Raw genomic sequence first — 15,428 nt, forward strand, 5'->3', positions numbered from 1 at the left:
GGGCTCGACCGTGCACAGATGCGTCCAGTTGTCGCCGAGGTCGAACGTGTAGCTGAACCGTTCGCCGAGCTGGAGCGTCGAGAGTCGGACCTTGGTGGTGGGCTCGGCGTCCTCGGGGGAGGTCGTCCCCGTCGGTGGTCAGGAGCCTGTCCCCGGAGAGGTCGAAGCAATGGAGGTGGGCGCGGTCCCAGCGGCCGAAGGCGTCGTCGATCGCGTCCGCGAGCTCGGCGAAGGAGTGCCGGCGCGCAGCGGCGAACACCCGCCCGGGGCGCGGCCAGAACCGGTCGCCGTGCCCTTCGATGAGTTCCACCCGGATCGAGAGCCACGTCCGTGCCATCGGTCCATCGTCCATCTCGTCGGAACGACCTGGTCGGTGGCCGGCCCATCGCCGGGTCGACAAGGGTGTCGGGCTCGCCGCTACGGTCCAGCTCAGCGGTTTCGATGAGGTGAAGGACTGATCATGACGAAGCTGTCGGACCTGAAGACCGCTGACCAGGTCCACAACGAGATGCTCGGCGACCCTGCATACCGCCAGGAGTACGAGCGGACCGCCTTCGCGCACGCTGTCGCGACGCGGATCATCGAGTTCAGGGCGGCCGAGGGTCTCCCGCAGTCTGCACTGGCGAGAAAGCTCGGCATGAAGCAGCCGGCGGTAGCCCGTCTCGAGTCCGGCGAGCACGAGCCGTCCCTGACCACCCTGAGCCGCATCGGTCACCGCCTGGGCATCGAGTTCCACATCGACATCACGCCCTCCAAGGTCGAACTACGACCGGCGGGCTAACCAGTCGACATCTCGTCATCCTTATCCCGGTACATCTACTAATTGCCGGCCTTAGCGCGTGTGACCGTCTCTGCGCCGTCCTTCGGAGCAGGGAGGATCGCTTCAGGTGTGAGGCAACTGCTCGACCACGTCCCACCCGGCCTCGAACGGATGCGGGAGAACTTCGAGGAACCCCGTCGCGGTCGCGGACTGTATCTCGGCCAGGTCGGCCTGCTCGTCGTCGACCGGTGAGTCATTGAGTCCTTCCGAGTTCGAAGCCGAGCAGGCCCTCACGTGGCCGGTGGTCGCCAGTCCTCCATGCGGCGGAGCTGCCCGCGAAGGATCGGTGGCAGCCGGTCGACGACCTCCCGGTCGGCCTCGTGTGGATGGGGCATGGCCTCGAGGAAGCCGGTGGCGATGACGTTCTCGAGGCCTTCGGCGCCGCGCGAGTACAGCTCCGCGAGGGCGTCGGCTGCCAACAACGCGTCGCCGGCGTCGGCCGTTTGGGCGTGCACGGCCGTCCGGAACCACTCGCCGACGAGATCGAGCAGGACGGTGGACAGCACTTCGTCGTAGTCCTCGACGTGCTCCCGAACCATCGCTTCGGCGCGATGAGACGAGGCGCTGAGTGCGTCTGCGACGGCTCGTGCACTCGCCTCGTCGATCGGGGGCTCGTCCTCGTGGTCGGTCACCGTGTTCTCCCCAGAGCGTCGAGCAGATCGTCGTACTCCTGCTCAGCCACCTGCCGGTCCGCGGCGGAGGCTTGCGGATTGCGCCGGAGCCAGCTCCGCAGGGCCCGGACCGAGTTGTTCGCCTTCTCGGTGTGGAACTTATCGTTGACGCTGTTCCCGGTTTCACGCTCGTACCGGACGGCGTCGGCCGTGGTGCCGGTTCCCGCCCGAGTTTCCGTTTCCGTTCCTCGATAGAGGCTGTTGACGATGTTGCGGAGCTTCGGGTCGCTCACCTGCGGGCGCTGAGCAGCCGGGGGCGGCCCGGACGGGCTGGGGCGGAAGGGCTCGACACGGTCGGGCCCCGAGGCGCTCTGCGCCACGGCCATGGCGCCCGCGCTCGCCGTGGCGGCGCCGGTGGCGATGACGCCGGCCGAGACGATGCCGGCGGGCACGCCCACCGCCGCCCCGATACCGGTGGCGTCGAGGGCGATGCCGCCGACCTCCCCGCCGGCCCCGAGCACGATCGCCCCAGCGCCGAGGGCCATCGCCCCCACCGCTTTGGGATCGTGCAGCGCCGCATTGCCGAACGAGGCGAGCGAGTTCCCGATGTCGGCGAGGATCGAGCCGGCGTCCAGGCCGGTGCCTCCGACCGTCGGAGACGTTGCCGAGGGCGAGGTGACGGCCGGCAGGAGCGAGGCGGCGTCGGCGAGTTCGCGGGCAGCAGCCTCATTGGCTCGCAAGGCTCGCTCCTCGGCGAGGGTCATGAGCTCCCCGGCGTCGTCCATCGACTGCTCCGCGGCGTCCCGGGTCCGGTCGGCGGCGGCAACCGCACCCGAACCGGTCGCAGCGAGCGCGGCCTGGCCGTCGAGCATCATCTGCTCGCCCCGCGCGTAGTCCTGTTGGGCGGCCCGGAGCCTCCCCGGCATACCTGGCGAGTGGCCGCGCCGCCCGCGACGCGGCCTCGACCGCCCGTTCGAGGCTGCGGGCGTGATCCTCGATGGTGGCGAGAGCCGCGGTGGCGGCCGGGCCGGTCCAGTTCGACATCGCGTGCCCTCGACTAGCGACGGCGTCCCGGCCGCTCAGGAGAGCGGCGGCACCAGATCTGAGCCGTTCTGCCGCTGCCAGCACGGAGTCTGGATCGCCGGGCAACGGCATCAGCGGGGTCCGTCGAAGCCAGGGAGGGGCACGCCGGACAGACGCCGCGACGTCGCCGCGTCCGAGCTCTCGTAGTTCGCGGCTGCGCTGTCGAGGGCGTGGGCGGTGTCCTCGAGGCTGCGGAGCATCGCGCCGATCGCCCTGTCGATCTGAGATGCGAAGTCGTTGGCCGTCGCCGTGAGCGGGCCGGTCCCCGCTGCACCGGCCGCCGACCGAGCTGCCGCACTCACCTGCCCACGGGCGTCGTCGACCTGGGTCGCGTCGCCGCGCAACCCGGACGCACCCTGCTGGAGCTGCTCCGGGCGCACGTCGAACGCGTCGGGCACACACCCTCCCTCCACCTGATCCCACCGGATTGTGAAGGGCTCTGCTCACGCGCGGGTGCGCTTCGGAGAAGTCGTGGCCGAGTTCGATGCCCACCCGTCCGGCGACACCGGTGTACCGCGACGCCAGGAGAGGAACTCGCCGAGCATGACCGTGCAGCTGCGCCAGGAGCAGCAGACGATGCTCTGGACCCTCGCCATGCACGCCCGCGACGCGGCGTCGTCGCAACCCGTCCTCGGCGACCGCTTCGCCGCCGACCTCCTCGACCGCGTCGACGGGCCCTCGCTCGCCGGAACCACCCTCGACGGCAACACCCCGCTCATCTGCACCCGCGCGAAGCTGATCGACGACGCCGCCCGCGCCTTCCTCGACCGGCACGACGAGGCCGTCGTCCTGCACCTCGGGTGCGGCCTCGACAGCCGGGTCCTGCGCCTCGACCCGGGCCCGGGCGTGCGGTGGTTCGACGTCGACCAGGAACCCGTGATCGAGCTGCGCCGGCAGCTCTACGACGACCGCGAGCACGTCACGATGATCGCCGCGTCCGTCACCGACCCCGCCTGGTGGTCCCGGGTTCCCGACGACGTCCCACGGCTCGTCCTGGCCGAGGGCCTGCTCATGTACCTCGACCCCGACGGCGTCCGCGCGGTCGTCACGAACGCGCTCGGGCCGGGCGGCACCCTCGTCGCCGACACGGTCGCTTCATGGGTCACCTGGATCGCGGGCTGGCAGCCGGCGATGCGCGCGGCCGACACCGGCTTCCGCTCCTCGACGGCGGACCTGGCGGCAGCGGCATCGTCGGGAACCCGACTGGAGGAGCTCTCCCTCGTCGACGCCACCGCGACCCGGACCGGCGGACTCCTGTCCACCGCCATCCGCCTCTTCGCACTCATCCCCGGCGGACGGGACGCGATGGTGCTGAGCACCTATCGGCAGTCCGCCGGCGGTTGAGGGCGGTACCCGCGGGTAGCCCCGCCTACGACATTGAGTAGGAGGTGCTCGCCGTGGCCGATGTGTCCCGACTGCCCGCCGCCCTGGTGGCCTACTGGGACTGGCAACGTCATGCCGCCTGCCGCGACATGGACCTCGAGACCTTCTTCCATCCCGACGGCGAACGGGACCCCTCCCGCGCCCGGCGCGTCGCCCGCGCGAAGACGATCTGCGCCGGCTGCGCCGTGGTGGCCGCCTGCCGGAACTGGGCCCACCGCGTCGAGGAGCCGTACGGCATCTGGGGTGGCGAGAGCGAGGACGAGCGCCGCGCCGCTTTGCGACGACGGCGTCCCGCGCGCGTTCCGTCCGACCCGACACCGCGCCCGGCCGCCTGAGCACGGGCGGGGTCCGCATCAGTCCTGGTCGGGGATGATCTCCGCCAGCGCGGCTCGGGAGGACGGTGCCGGGAAGGGGTCGGCGAAGTACTGCGTCTCGTGCGCCACGAGGCCGGAGTCGAACTCCATGATGCTCACCGAGCGGGTGGACACGCCGTCGTAGGTGATCACGCACTCGCTCACCCACACGTCGCCCGCTCCGACGATCCGGACCAGCGTGAAATGGCGTTCCGCGGGGTGTCCTCCGCGCTGCGCCTGGATCGTCGACCGGCCCCGGAAGCGTTCCCCTGACTGGTGGTAGTCGAGCATCGCGTCTGCGGCGTAGATCGCGTGCTCCGTCTCGATGTCCCCCTGCTCGGAGGCCGTCCAGTGCTCCGCGATCCGCTCCCGGGTCGTGGCGTCATCAGCCATCGTTCTCGTCTCCCGATGTCTCGGTGGACCTGCGCATGCTCTATCAGTAAGGCGCCAGGGACCCGAACCCAAGAACCGGAAGGCACCCGGTCACTAGCCGGACTGACTCACGCCGGGGTCGTGGCCGAGCGGATCATCGTCGTGATCCGGACCCACGACGGCGCCGTGGGGGTCGACCCGAAGCCGAACCGGACCGGCGGGTCGACGCCCGTCATCGGGCCCTGGTCCTCGCCGGCGACGTGGACCTCGGCGTCGGTGATGCGGTGCAGGTCGCGGGCGCCGTAGTACTCGGTGCGGCTGTGGCCGGCGCTGCCGACGGTGCGGACGCCGGGGAGGACGCGGCGCGCGACGGTGTCGATGGTGGCGATCCAGCGGGGCGCGGTGGCGAGGCGAGTCGGGACGTCGCGGAGCAGGTAGCCGAGCGGGGTGCGGCGGCCGAGGTGGATGGTGGCGGTGAGGTCACCGGCGCGGAGCTCGGCAGTAGCGGGGCCGACCTGCATCTCGACCGGCACGAGCCGGACCTCGTCGAAGGTGTAGGTGGTGCCGACGAAGTCGGCGACCTGCTGGGTGGGGGCGAGCAGGACGCGGTGGCCGTCGGCCTCCTCGAGCATGACGTCGGTGAACGAGCCGTAGGGCGAGGTCGGCCAGTGCCCGACGACGAGCCGTAGCCCCGACGTCGTCCCGAGCCCGCCGATCCACCCGTCGAAGCGTTTCGTTGATCGTGCCATCGCTGCGAGTGTCACGGGTCGGCCACGGGGCTCTCTGGTCAGCTCCGAGTAGCGCCTGCAGTCCACGAGTTCCGCCGAACCGCACCAGCTCACAGGTACTCGGCGCGGGAATGACTAGAGGGTGGCCTCCCCGTCGTCCCACGTCAGCCGCAGTCGCCCGTCGACGGTCTCGAAGGTCACGCCGAGCACCTCGGAGTGTGCGGGGCGGATCACTTGCCCAGCGCGGTAGATGGCGGGCCGCCAGGGTCTCCGGGTCGAGGACGAGCACCTCCCGCACTCCCCGGTCGTCGTACCAGGGGAGTTTCGTGAGTGTCTCGTCCTGTGGCGAGAGGATCTCGACGACGAGCTCTGCGCCCTCGGCCCCGCGGCCGGCGGGAGAGCTGATCGGGAACGCGGTAATCGTCCGCGCCGCGGAACGGCCCGGTCTGGACACGGTGGGACGAGCCCGCGGCGCTTCGCGAGTGGGCCGAGGAGCATCACGAGCTCGGTGGACAACCCCTGATGGGCGTCACCGGGCGGGGACACCATGTGCAGGACCCCGTCCCAGAGCTCGTCGCGGCGGTCGAGCCCGCGCGAGCGCCTCTTGGCCAGCAGCGAGTCCGGGACCACGGCTCTCATGCTCCGAGGGTAGGTCGCACGATTCCTCCCCCACAGTCCCTCCCGCAGCGCCTCGCGAGGACGCCTTCGCAGGCTCGGACGAGGCCGCGCCCGCATCGGTTCCCGAGACTGTCGGACCCTCTCGCTACCGTGCGGCGCGGAGGACGGGAGGCCCTGCGATGCCGACACCGCACCGCGTTCCGGCGGAGATGTTCCGGTTCACCACCGGGGATCGCTCGGAGCTGTACTCCGCCGTGCTGCACGCCTTCGGCGAGGCCAACGAGCGGCTGGAGACGGCCCTGGGGCTCGACGACGTCCGCGCCCACCTCCGGGTCGTCGGCTGGTTGGAGGAGCTGGACGACGACGAGCTCACCGCTGTGCTGAAGGCGCTCGTCGGCTGGCAGTTGCTCGACGTCGTGCAGGACAATACCGGCAACTACCGCACCGCCGCCGAGTACGAGAGGCGCAACCTGCAGTACTCGCTGACCCGGCGCGGGGAGGCCGCGTTCGCCGGCGTCCAGCACGCCCTGGCCGCGCTCGGATCCAGCGGCGCGCTGCAGACCGCCGTGCTCGACGCGATCGCCGACCGCCTCTCCGAGCTCGCCACGCTGCTCGCCGACGAGCGCTCCTCGGATCGTCGGGTGTTCACCTCGCTCGTCGAGCTGGAGGGCCACCTCGACGCGCTGCGCAGCAACACCAAGGCCTTCAACGGCGAGCTGCAGCGGCTCCTGCGGGTCGACGGCGCCGACGGCGCGACGTTCTCCGACGTCAAGGCGGCGACGGTCACCTACCTGGAGGAGTTCCTCACCGACCTCGACCACCGCGCGCACCTCATCGCCTCTGGCATCGCACGGGTCGAGTCGTTCGGGGTGGCCGTCCTGCACCACCGGGCGCTCTCGGGTGCCGAGCTCCCCACCCGCCTCGGCGACGACCCGGTGCCGGCGTGGCTCGCCCTCCGCCGATCCCGCTGGGAGGGGATGCAGGCGTGGTTCCGTCCGGCGGCGGCAGGCGAGGGGGCGGCGCCACGGGTCGAGCAGCTGCACACCGTGGCGCGTCGCGCGGTGGTGACCCTCCTGCAGGCGCTGGACCGGCTCACCGAGTCGCGCCGGCGGACGAGCAGCGCCGCCGCCGACTTCCGCGAGCTCGCCCGCTGGTTCGCCCTCGCCCCCACCGATCACGACACCCACCGGCTGTGGGCGGCGTCGTTCGGGGCGACGCCGGCCCGGCACGGGCACCTTCACCATGCCGATCCCGAGCTGGTGAGCCCGACGACGCGATGGGGAGAGGCCCCTCCCGTGCCCGTGTCCGCCCTGCTGCGCACCTCCGGCCGGGCCGCGGCGCCGGGCGGGCGCGCCGGTCGGGTCCGGGACGTCGCGGAGATCAAGGCCACCCGGGCGCGCCGGGCCGCGGCGGAGCGGGCCGAGCTCGAGGCCGCCTGGGCGCGGCTGGACACCGGCGGCCCCGTCCGCCTCTCGTCGCTGGGTGCGCTGGACCACGCGACGTTCGGTCGGCTCCTGGACCTGGTCGGGCGCGCCTTTGCCGCTCCACCGCACGGCGGACGGCGGCGCGCTGTCACCGCCGACGGGCGCGTGGAGATCGTGCTGCGAGAACCGGCGGAACCCTCGCAGGTGACCCTGGCGACGCCGCGGGGCACCCTGACCGGCCCCGACCTGATCATCGACGTCACCAGCGGCGGCGCCCGCGTCGCGGACCGGCGAGCCACGCGATGACGAACCCGGAGAAGCTCGGCAACCAGCTGGTCGGGGCCGAGGAGGCCGACATCGCGCGCGGCATCCGCGCGCTGCTCGGCACGCCGATCCTGCACGAGCGGCAGGACCCGGAGCTCTTCGCAGTGATTCGCGGGCGGCGGGACCCGATCGCGAAGTGGTTCGACCACACCTGCGGCTGGACGCTCACCGTCGACCCGCGCGCCGGCTACGCCCGGCTCGCCAAGGTTCGCGGGTCCTCCGACGGGCGACGACCCGCCCGGCGGGAGCGCAGCGGGCGGGCCGCGTTCGACCGGCGCCGCTACACCCTGCTGTGCGTGGTCGCCGCCGAGCTGCTCGCCGCCCCGGCGACCACGATCGGTCTGCTCGCCTCCCGTGTGGAGCGCGCCACGGCCGCCGACCCGGCGATCCCCGACTTCGACACCGCCCGCCGCAGTGAGAGGCTGGCCTACGTCGACGTGCTGCTCCTGCTCGAACGCTGGCACGCCCTCGAGGCGCTCGACGGTGCCACCGAGGCCTTCGCCGACACCGCCGAGGCCAAGGTCCTCTACCGCGTCGATAGCACGCTCCTCGTCCGTCTCCTCGCCTCCCCGCAGGGGCCGTCGCGGTTCGCGACCGACCCCGAGCACGTGCCCGAGCGGTTCGACGGGCTGCTCGAGGCCCTGGTCGTCGAGCCGCGCTACGGCGAGCCCGGCGCCGCCACTGAGGTGCAGCGCAACCTGCGGGCCCGCCACTCGCTCTTCCGGCGCCTGCTCGACGACCCTGTCGTCCACCGCGACGAGCTCGACGACGCCGAGCTCGCCTACGTCGCCTCACCCACCGGGCGTCGGCTGCTCCGCGACGCCGCCCGCCGTGCGGGCATGGTGCTCGAGGAGCGGGCCGAGGGCTGGATGCTGGTCGACCCCGACGCGATCGCCACCGACCGGCGCTTCCCCGACGACACCCACACCGGCGCCGCCGGTCTGCTGCTCCTCGACGCGCTGCAGCGTGCGCCCGACGGGCTTACCGAGGAGCAGCTCGTCCGGGCGACCGCCGCCGTGCTGGCCCGTGAGCCGGCCTGGGCCCGGGGCTATCAGACCGACGACGGTGCCGAACGGCTCGCCGCCGACGCCGTGGAGGTGCTGCTCGCCTTCGGCCTCGTCCGTCAGGAGGGCGGGGTCGTCGTCGCGCGCCCGGCCGCCGCCCGCTACGCCGTCACCGATCCGCAAGGGAGTGCGTCATGACCGTCACCGCGCTGCCCGGTGTCGTCGGACACCGCGACGAGCGGGGGATCGCGCAGGTCCCGGCCCGGTGGGTGCCTTCGCGCGCCGGGCTGCTCAACGTCTGGCGGTACTACGACGAGACCCTCGAATTCGCGGGCGGGCGCCTGCTGCTGCGCGGCCCGAACGGCTCGGGCAAGTCGAAGGCTCTCGAGCTGCTGCTGCCCTTCCTGCTCGACGCGAATCTGCGCGCCCAGCGCCTGTCGACCTTCGGCACCGCCGAGCGGACGATGCACTGGAACCTCATGGGCGAGGGCGCCACGGGGGTGACCCGTGTCGGGTACGTCTGGGTCGAGTTCCACCGGCCTGGAGGTCCCGACGAGGAGCCGCGCTGGTTCACCGCGGGGGCCCGGCTGCAGGCGAGCACCCGCACCACCACAGTCACCGCCGACTACTTCACGACCGAGCAGAGGGTCGGGGAGAGCCTCCGGCTGACCACGGACGCCGGGGTGCCCCTGAGCCGCCCCGAGCTGAGCGCGGTGCTGGGCGAGCAGGGGACCCGGCACGACCACGCGGCCGGCTACCGGAGCACCGTCCGGCAGACACTGTTCCCCGGGATGAGCGAGCAGCGGTACGACGCGCTGATCCTCGCCCTGCTCCAGCTGCGCACCCCGAAGCTCTCCCAGCGGCTCGACCCGGCGCTGCTCTCGACGCTGCTCTCCCGGGCGCTGCCGCCGCTGGGGGAGGGCGAGGTCGCCGACCTCGCGGAGGGCTTCGAGCGGCTCGACCGGCAGCGGGAGCGGCTCGCCCGCCTCGACGAGGAGGCCGCCGCGGCCGCGGCGCTCGCCGTCCGGCAGGCGGACTACGCGCAGCGCGTGCTCCGCGCCGGGGCCGCCACGCTGATCTCGGCGACCACGGAGATGGACCGGTGCACCCGCGCGGCGCGCACCTCCGAAGAGCAGCAGGCGGAGGCGGAGTCCGCGCGGGCCGAGGCGGAGGTGCGGGCCGAGGAGCTCCGGGTCGCGCGCACCGACGCGGGGGCCCGCCTCGAGGCGCTGCAGGACAGCGACGCCTACCGCGAGGGCGCCCAGCTCGACGATCTGCGCCGTCGCCTCGGCGAGGCCCGCGAGAGAGCCCGGCGGGCGAACGAGACGCGCGGGGGAGCGGAGCGCGCCGCCGCCGCGGACGACGAGTCCGCCGACGCCGCACGGCGGGCGTCCGACCGGGCCGATGCCCTGCGTGCCGAGCGCCTGGAGGAGGCGCTGCGGGCGGGACGGGAGGCGGGACTCGACGCCGTGCTCGCGCAGGTCCGCGCGGGCGCCGACCGCGGACTCGTCCGCGCCGCGGTCCAGAGCCGACGGACCCAGATCGGCGAGGTCCGCCGGCACCTCGCGGGGTGGGAGAACGCGGTCGCGCTGCGCAGCTCCCGGGAGGCCGACCTCGACCGGGAGCGCGCCGCCTACGCCCGGGCGGACACCACGCAGACCGAGGCCGGCTCCGTCTACGCCACGGCCCTCGATTCCCAGCGCTTCCGGCTCGAACGGTGGGTTCGCGGCGCCCGGGAGCTCGCGGCCCGACCGGGGGAGACGACCCTCGACGCGCTGGTCGACGCCCTGCTCGACGCCGCCGACTCCGAGCCCGCGGTGCTCGGTGTCCTCGCCGACGCGACGCGGGGCCTCGACCGCGACATCGACCTCGCCGAGGCCGACGCCCGCCGCCGCGCCGCCGAGGCCGACGCCCGCCGCGACGCCGTGGCCCAGGACCGCGACCGCGTGGCCGGGGAGACCGACCTGCCGCCGGAGCCGCCGCCGACCCGCACCGCCGACCGCGCCCGGCGCACCCCGCACGACGGCGCCCCGCTGTGGCGCCTGGTGTCCTTCGCGCCCGGGATCGACGACGCCCGGCAGGCCGCGGTCGAGGCGGCACTGCAGGCGTCTGGGTTGCTGGACGCCTGGGTCGGTCCCGACGGCGCGTGGCTCCCGACGGACGGGCACGACACCGCGATCCTCCGCATCGCGCCCGCTCCCGGTCCGTCGCTGCTCGAGGTCCTGGTCCCCGAACCAGACTCCCCGATGCCGGCCACGCGGCTCCGTGACCTGCTCGGCTCGATCGCCCACTCCGACGACCTCGACGTCCACCCGGCGGTCGTCAGCGCCGACGGCCGGTTCCGTCTGGCTTCCCTCACCGGCAGCTGGGCGAAGCCGTCCGCGGCACACATCGGGGCCGCGGCGCGAGAGCGCGCCCGCCGGGCCCGCCTGGCCGAGCTGGACGCGGAGCTCGCCGAGCTCGACGCCGTCCGCGCCGCGGCGGAGCGGGACGCCGACCGGGCGGTCCGTCGCCGGGCTCGGCTGCGCGCCGAGCTCGACGCCCGTCCGGACCACCGTGAGCTCGACGGAGCGAGAGTGGCCCTCGGACGCGCCGACGCCGCGCTCGCCGTGGCCGACACCGCGGTGCGCGACGCGGTCGCGCGGCGCGGCGAGGCGGAGTCCGCGGTGGGCGCGGCGCTGCGCTCGCTCACCGTTCACGCGGCCGAGCACGGGCTGCCCGCCGACCGTGACGCTCTCGACGCGCTGGACCAGGCCCTCACCGCCTGCGACGGCGTCACCCGCCTGTGGCTCGACGCCGACACGGGCGCAGCCCATGCGCGGGAGCGGGCGGAGAGCGCCACCGAGCAGGCACGGCGCTCCCGCGACGTCGCCGACGAGCGGGCCGAGGAGGCCGGAGCGGCCGACGACGCCGCCCGAGGCCTGCATGCGCGGCTGGAGACCGTCGAGCAGACCGTCGGCGCGGAGTACCGGGAGGTGCTCGCCGAGATCGGGCGGATGCGCGAGCGGATAGTGGAGGCCGACCGCGAGGGCCAGCGGGTCGCCCGGCAGCGCACCGACCTGGCCGAGCGGATCGGTCGTCTCCAGGAGGCCCGCGACCGGGACCGGGCGCGGCGCGACGAGGCGGTCGCCGCCCGGGACGCCGCTGCCGCGCGCTTCCGGGGGCTGTGGCGACTCGGGCTCGCCGCCGAGGGCGGCATGAGCGAGGACGAGCTCGCCGGGTCCGGGCACAGCGGGAGCGGGAGCCGGGTGACGCTCGACCTCGCGCGTGCGATCGCCGCGGCGTCGTCGGTGGCCCACGAACCCCGACACATGACGGAGTCCCTCGGCCGGCTCCAGGAGACCCTCCACACCTCGCGCGACACCCTGGGCACCCGGGCGGATCTCACGCTGGGCCCCGTGACGGAGGACCTCGCCGACCCCGCGGTCGTCGGGGACGTCCCGGTCCTGCGCGTCGTGCTCGACGGGCGGACGCTCGGCGCCCGGGCCCTCGCCGAGGCGCTGGAGGCGGAGGCCCGGCGCAGCCGCCACGACATCACCGAGGCCGAGCGCGAGCTCTTCGACACCACGCTCACCGGGGAGACCCGCCGTCACCTCGCGTCACGGCTGCGGGAGGCCGAGGCCCTCAAGGACACGATGAACGAGCGCCTCGCCGGCGTGCGCACCGCGTCGAACGTCGCCGTGCGGCTGCGGTGGGAGGTCGCCGACGATGCCCCGTCGGGGACGGCGGCCGCGCGCCGGCTGCTCCTGCGAGACCCGACGCGGCTCGACGCCGACGACCGCGCGGCCCTGCACCGGTTCTTCCGTGACCGCATCGACGCCGCTCGCGCGGAGGGCACGGCGAGTAGCTGGGAGGAGCAGCTCACCGAGGTCTTCGACTACACGCGGTGGCACCAGTTCACCGTCGAGCTCGACCGCGTCGCGGGGAACGACGCGCCGGGATGGCAGAAGCTCACGAAGCGGCTCCACGGCGCGCTCTCGGGCGGGGAGAAGGCGATCGCGCTGCACCTGCCGCTCTTCGCCGCCGTCGCCGCCTACTACGAGTCGGTCCCGAGCTCCCCGCGGCTGATCCTGCTCGACGAGGTGTTCGTCGGGGTCGACGAGATCAACCGGGGGCAGGTGTTCGGGCTCCTCGCCGCGTTGGGGCTCGACCTCGTGCTGACCTCCGACCATGAGTGGTGCCTCTACCGGGAGATCGACGCCATCGCCGTCCACCAGTTGCTGACGGGGTCCGACGACGCCGACGACGCCGTCACCACCGCGCGTTGGGTGTGGAACGGCCGGACCTTGGAGGAGGCTTGAGCGCCTCCCTCGACGGGCTGCGGCGCCCCGGACTCGAGCCGCTGTGGCGCGAGGCCCACCGCCGGCTCAGCAGCGGGAAACCGGTCGCCACGCTTACCGTCCCGCTCGACGGCCCCGACGAACGGGAGGCGCTGGCGGACCTGTTGGGGCTCGCGCGTCTCCCGTCCGGCCGTCACCCCGTCCGGGTCGGCGTACTCGACGACCTGCTACGCGAGGCCGTGGGACGCGACACCCGCGAGGTGGTCGCGGAGCTCGTCGGACCGGTCGGCGACAACGCTGGGGACCGGGCCGCCGCGCGAGCGGAGCGCGACGAGCTGTGGGCCTGGGTGCGCGGGCACCCCGTGGTCGAGGCGCAGCCGGCGCTGCTGGACTGGGTCGACGCCCTGCGCATCGTCGAGTCGGTCGCGGTGACCCGCCGGCTGCTGAGCGACGCCCTCGACGTGCTGTGGTGCCTGCCGGCCGGCGGTGTCCCCCGCGCGGCCCTCGCCCAGTGGGCCGCCCGCGACCCGCACGCCCTCGACGACGACACCCGGCTCGGCGGCCTCGTCGTGCGTGCGCTCGCGACGATCCACGGCGTCGACCCCCCGACGAGCGCCCCGGCACGCCACGCGCTGTGGGAGCGGGCCGGCGTCTCCAGCGATCAGCTCTCGGTCAGCGTGCTCGCCGCCGGGTTGCGCCCGCAGGACGATTCGCTGGCCGCCGTGATCCTTCACGGGTGTGCCGATCAGGGGCACGCTGCGTCGCTCACGCTCGCGCAGCTCCGCGATGTCGGGCGGCTGGAGACCCGCGAAGGGGTCGTCTTCGCGGTCGAGAACCCGTCCGTCCTCGCGCTCGCCCTCGACCGGTTCGGCGTCAACTGCCCGCCGTTCATCTGTACCGCCGGGTGGCCCAACGGTGCGGCGACGACCCTGCTCACCCTGCTCGGTGAGGACGACGCCGAGATCCGTTACCACGGGGATCTCGACGGCGAGGGCATCCGGATCGCGGCGCACCTCGCGCTCGGCTTCGACCACGTCGTGCCCTGGCGGATGTCTGCCGCCGACTACCGAGCCGCCGTCCGGAGCGACGGCCCCGGCGTCGGACGGGTCACCGCTGCCCCGTGGGATCCCGAGCTCGCTCCCGCGCTCGTCGAGCACGGGGTGGCGGTGCCGGAGGAACAGGTGGCCGACGACCTGCTCGCCGAGATCGGGGTCTGAGCAAAGACATCAGCGAGGTTGTCGGGGGATGGCGCTACAGTTGCATCAGCTGGCATAACACGGCTGTTATCGTGCAGGCAGTGTGTGGTTGGCGGCTCGACGAGATAGAGAACCGATCATGGTGAGGCTGTCGGACCTGAAGGCGGCGGACCAGGTCCACCGTGAGGTGCTCGACGAGCCCGAGTACCGCCGGGAGTACGAGCGGACCGCTTTCGCCCACGCCGTCGCATCGCGAATCGTCGAGTTCCGGGCCGCGGAGGGCCTGTCACAGTCCGCCCTGGCGCGGAAGCTCGGCATGAAGCAGCCGGCGATCGCCCGACTCGAGGGCGGAGATCACGAGCCGGCCCTGACCACCCTGAGCCGCATCGCTCGCGGGCTGGGCATTGAGTTCCACATCCACATCACGCCGTCCGGGCTCGAACTGCGGTCAAGGGGCTGACGTGGCCGCCTGCGAATCGGAAGATCAGACCGGGGAGCTGTTGCCACTCCGCTACATGCCGGCCTTGGCACGGGTGACGGCGAACGGTTCGTCCGCGGGGACCGGCTGACCGGTGTAGAAAGCGGCCATCCGACGAACCGTCCGCCTGAAGACCTCCGGGTCGGACTGCGCAATGGCCCGCCGACGCCAGTTCTCCAAGGTGGCGTGAAGAGCCGCCGCGTCGACATCGCACCGGACCTGATCGAGCGCCTCCCCGTAAGCCTCGTCGAAGGCGGTCCTGTCCTCCGGGAGCAGCCAGGCGCGGATCGACGCGGGAGAGGCGCCCGCCGCCAACGTGCCCCGTCTCTCGGGTCCAGGCGATGAGGTGGTCACGACGGCACCGTAGCGAGACCGACCGACAGCCACGAGCTCCTCGTCGAGCACCCGCCGGTCGGGCACGATCCGAGGGCACGCGCCGACACTCTCGACGGAAAGGCCGACGATGCCCGTCCTCCCCGCCCTGCTCGACGCGCTGCGCGGCGGCGCCGTCGAGGTCGTCGACCTCACCGCCCCGCTCACCGAGTCGACGCCCGTCCTCGAGCTGCCCGCGCCGTTCGTCAACACCAGCCGGTTCCGGCTCGAGGAGCTCAGTCGCTACGACGACCGCGGGCCGGCCTGGTACTGGAACGACATCCACACCGGCGAGCACACCGGCACCCACCTCGACGCGCCCAACCACTGGGTCACCGGCCGCGACGGGCTCGACGTCTCGAGCGCACCCACCAGCACCCTC

General features: G+C 73.5%; 16 protein-coding genes. 10 read left to right on the top strand and 6 right to left on the bottom strand.

Annotated elements, in window-relative coordinates:
• Positions 1-460 precede the first annotated feature (460 nt).
• Together VGH76_RS27230 and VGH76_RS27235 are read left to right on the top strand one after the other, a co-directional pair.
• On the top strand, positions 461-781 hold the full coding sequence (locus VGH76_RS27230; protein WP_331559898.1) for a helix-turn-helix transcriptional regulator: 321 nt from the start codon (positions 461-463) through the stop codon (positions 779-781).
• 108 nt (positions 782-889) lie between these two features.
• A complete protein-coding gene (locus VGH76_RS27235; RefSeq protein WP_331559899.1) occupies positions 890-1,012 on the top strand; it encodes a hypothetical protein in 123 nt (40 codons plus the stop codon).
• Between the two features lie 38 nt (positions 1,013-1,050).
• Here the strand turns inward: VGH76_RS27235 and VGH76_RS27240 are convergent, their stop codons facing one another.
• From VGH76_RS27240 to VGH76_RS27250, 3 genes are all read right to left on the bottom strand, one after another.
• Entirely contained in the window at positions 1,051-1,452 is a 402-nt protein-coding gene (locus tag VGH76_RS27240; RefSeq protein ID WP_331559900.1) for a hypothetical protein, read from the bottom strand.
• A complete protein-coding gene (locus tag VGH76_RS27245) occupies positions 1,449-2,306 on the bottom strand; it encodes a hypothetical protein (protein ID WP_331559901.1) in 858 nt (285 codons plus the stop codon). The genes VGH76_RS27240 and VGH76_RS27245 overlap by 4 nt, the downstream gene beginning before the upstream one ends.
• Before the next feature lie 279 nt (positions 2,307-2,585).
• Entirely contained in the window at positions 2,586-2,912 is a 327-nt protein-coding gene (locus tag VGH76_RS27250; protein WP_331559902.1) for a type VII secretion target, read from the bottom strand.
• Positions 2,913-3,057: 145 nt separating this feature from the next.
• Here VGH76_RS27250 and VGH76_RS27255 point away from each other — a divergent pair, with 145 nt between their 5' ends.
• Positions 3,058-3,858 (top strand): class I SAM-dependent methyltransferase, encoded by an 801-nt coding sequence (locus VGH76_RS27255; protein WP_331559903.1) that lies wholly within the window; start codon positions 3,058-3,060, stop codon positions 3,856-3,858.
• A gap of 53 nt (positions 3,859-3,911) precedes the next feature.
• Positions 3,912-4,232, top strand: a complete 321-nt coding sequence (locus tag VGH76_RS27260) for a WhiB family transcriptional regulator (RefSeq protein WP_331559904.1) — start codon at positions 3,912-3,914, stop codon at positions 4,230-4,232.
• An 18-nt stretch (positions 4,233-4,250) separates the two neighbouring features.
• Here the strand turns inward: VGH76_RS27260 and VGH76_RS27265 are convergent, their stop codons facing one another.
• Together VGH76_RS27265 and VGH76_RS27270 are read right to left on the bottom strand one after the other, a co-directional pair.
• Positions 4,251-4,643 carry a nuclear transport factor 2 family protein gene (locus tag VGH76_RS27265; RefSeq protein WP_331559905.1) on the bottom strand — a complete coding sequence of 131 codons (393 nt, stop codon included), beginning with the start codon at positions 4,641-4,643 and terminating at the stop codon, positions 4,251-4,253.
• Between the two features lie 107 nt (positions 4,644-4,750).
• On the bottom strand, positions 4,751-5,371 hold the full coding sequence (locus tag VGH76_RS27270) for a hypothetical protein (protein ID WP_331559906.1): 621 nt from the start codon (positions 5,369-5,371) through the stop codon (positions 4,751-4,753).
• Between the two features lie 776 nt (positions 5,372-6,147).
• Between VGH76_RS27270 and VGH76_RS27275 the strand changes: the two genes are divergently transcribed.
• The 5 genes from VGH76_RS27275 to VGH76_RS27295 all read left to right on the top strand — a co-directional run bounded on the left by VGH76_RS27275 (position 6,148) and on the right by VGH76_RS27295 (position 14,656).
• A complete protein-coding gene (locus tag VGH76_RS27275; protein ID WP_331559907.1) occupies positions 6,148-7,698 on the top strand; it encodes a TIGR02677 family protein in 1,551 nt (516 codons plus the stop codon).
• Positions 7,695-8,918 carry a TIGR02678 family protein gene (locus VGH76_RS27280; protein WP_331559908.1) on the top strand — a complete coding sequence of 408 codons (1,224 nt, stop codon included), beginning with the start codon at positions 7,695-7,697 and terminating at the stop codon, positions 8,916-8,918. The genes VGH76_RS27275 and VGH76_RS27280 overlap by 4 nt, the downstream gene beginning before the upstream one ends.
• Complete coding sequence (locus VGH76_RS27285) at positions 8,915-13,021, top strand: TIGR02680 family protein (RefSeq protein ID WP_331559909.1); 4,107 nt, start codon at positions 8,915-8,917, stop codon at positions 13,019-13,021. The genes VGH76_RS27280 and VGH76_RS27285 overlap by 4 nt, the downstream gene beginning before the upstream one ends.
• Positions 13,018-14,217, top strand: a complete 1,200-nt coding sequence (locus tag VGH76_RS27290) for a TIGR02679 family protein (protein ID WP_331559910.1) — start codon at positions 13,018-13,020, stop codon at positions 14,215-14,217. Before VGH76_RS27285 ends, VGH76_RS27290 begins: the two co-directional genes overlap by 4 nt.
• Before the next feature lie 118 nt (positions 14,218-14,335).
• Entirely contained in the window at positions 14,336-14,656 is a 321-nt protein-coding gene (locus VGH76_RS27295) for a helix-turn-helix transcriptional regulator (protein ID WP_331559911.1), read from the top strand.
• A 51-nt stretch (positions 14,657-14,707) separates the two neighbouring features.
• Here the strand turns inward: VGH76_RS27295 and VGH76_RS27300 are convergent, their stop codons facing one another.
• A complete protein-coding gene (locus tag VGH76_RS27300; protein ID WP_331559912.1) occupies positions 14,708-15,079 on the bottom strand; it encodes a DUF6247 family protein in 372 nt (123 codons plus the stop codon).
• A 58-nt stretch (positions 15,080-15,137) separates the two neighbouring features.
• On the opposite strand from VGH76_RS27300, the gene VGH76_RS27305 reads away from it, so the two are divergent.
• Positions 15,138-15,428 (top strand): cyclase family protein (locus VGH76_RS27305; RefSeq protein WP_331559913.1); only part of this gene is annotated, 291 nt, incomplete at its 3' end.

The organism is Actinomycetospora sp. (assembly GCF_036497585.1).
GTDB lineage: Bacteria > Actinomycetota > Actinomycetes > Mycobacteriales > Pseudonocardiaceae > Actinomycetospora.

What these genes read in the sequence shown, in the direction of transcription:
- VGH76_RS27230 (WP_331559898.1), top strand. Translation starts at nt 461, where the DNA reads ATGACGAAGCTGTCGGACCTGAAGACCGCTGACCAGGTCCACAACGAG.
- VGH76_RS27245 (WP_331559901.1), bottom strand. Translation starts at nt 2,306, where the DNA reads ATGATGCTCGACGGCCAGGCCGCGCTCGCTGCGACCGGTTCGGGTGCG.
- VGH76_RS27255 (WP_331559903.1), top strand. Translation starts at nt 3,058, where the DNA reads ATGACCGTGCAGCTGCGCCAGGAGCAGCAGACGATGCTCTGGACCCTC.
- VGH76_RS27265 (WP_331559905.1), bottom strand. Translation starts at nt 4,643, where the DNA reads ATGGCTGATGACGCCACGACCCGGGAGCGGATCGCGGAGCACTGGACG.
- VGH76_RS27270 (WP_331559906.1), bottom strand. Translation starts at nt 5,371, where the DNA reads ATGGCACGATCAACGAAACGCTTCGACGGGTGGATCGGCGGGCTCGGG.
- VGH76_RS27275 (WP_331559907.1), top strand. Translation starts at nt 6,148, where the DNA reads ATGCCGACACCGCACCGCGTTCCGGCGGAGATGTTCCGGTTCACCACC.
- VGH76_RS27280 (WP_331559908.1), top strand. Translation starts at nt 7,695, where the DNA reads ATGACGAACCCGGAGAAGCTCGGCAACCAGCTGGTCGGGGCCGAGGAG.
- VGH76_RS27285 (WP_331559909.1), top strand. Translation starts at nt 8,915, where the DNA reads ATGACCGTCACCGCGCTGCCCGGTGTCGTCGGACACCGCGACGAGCGG.
- VGH76_RS27295 (WP_331559911.1), top strand. Translation starts at nt 14,336, where the DNA reads ATGGTGAGGCTGTCGGACCTGAAGGCGGCGGACCAGGTCCACCGTGAG.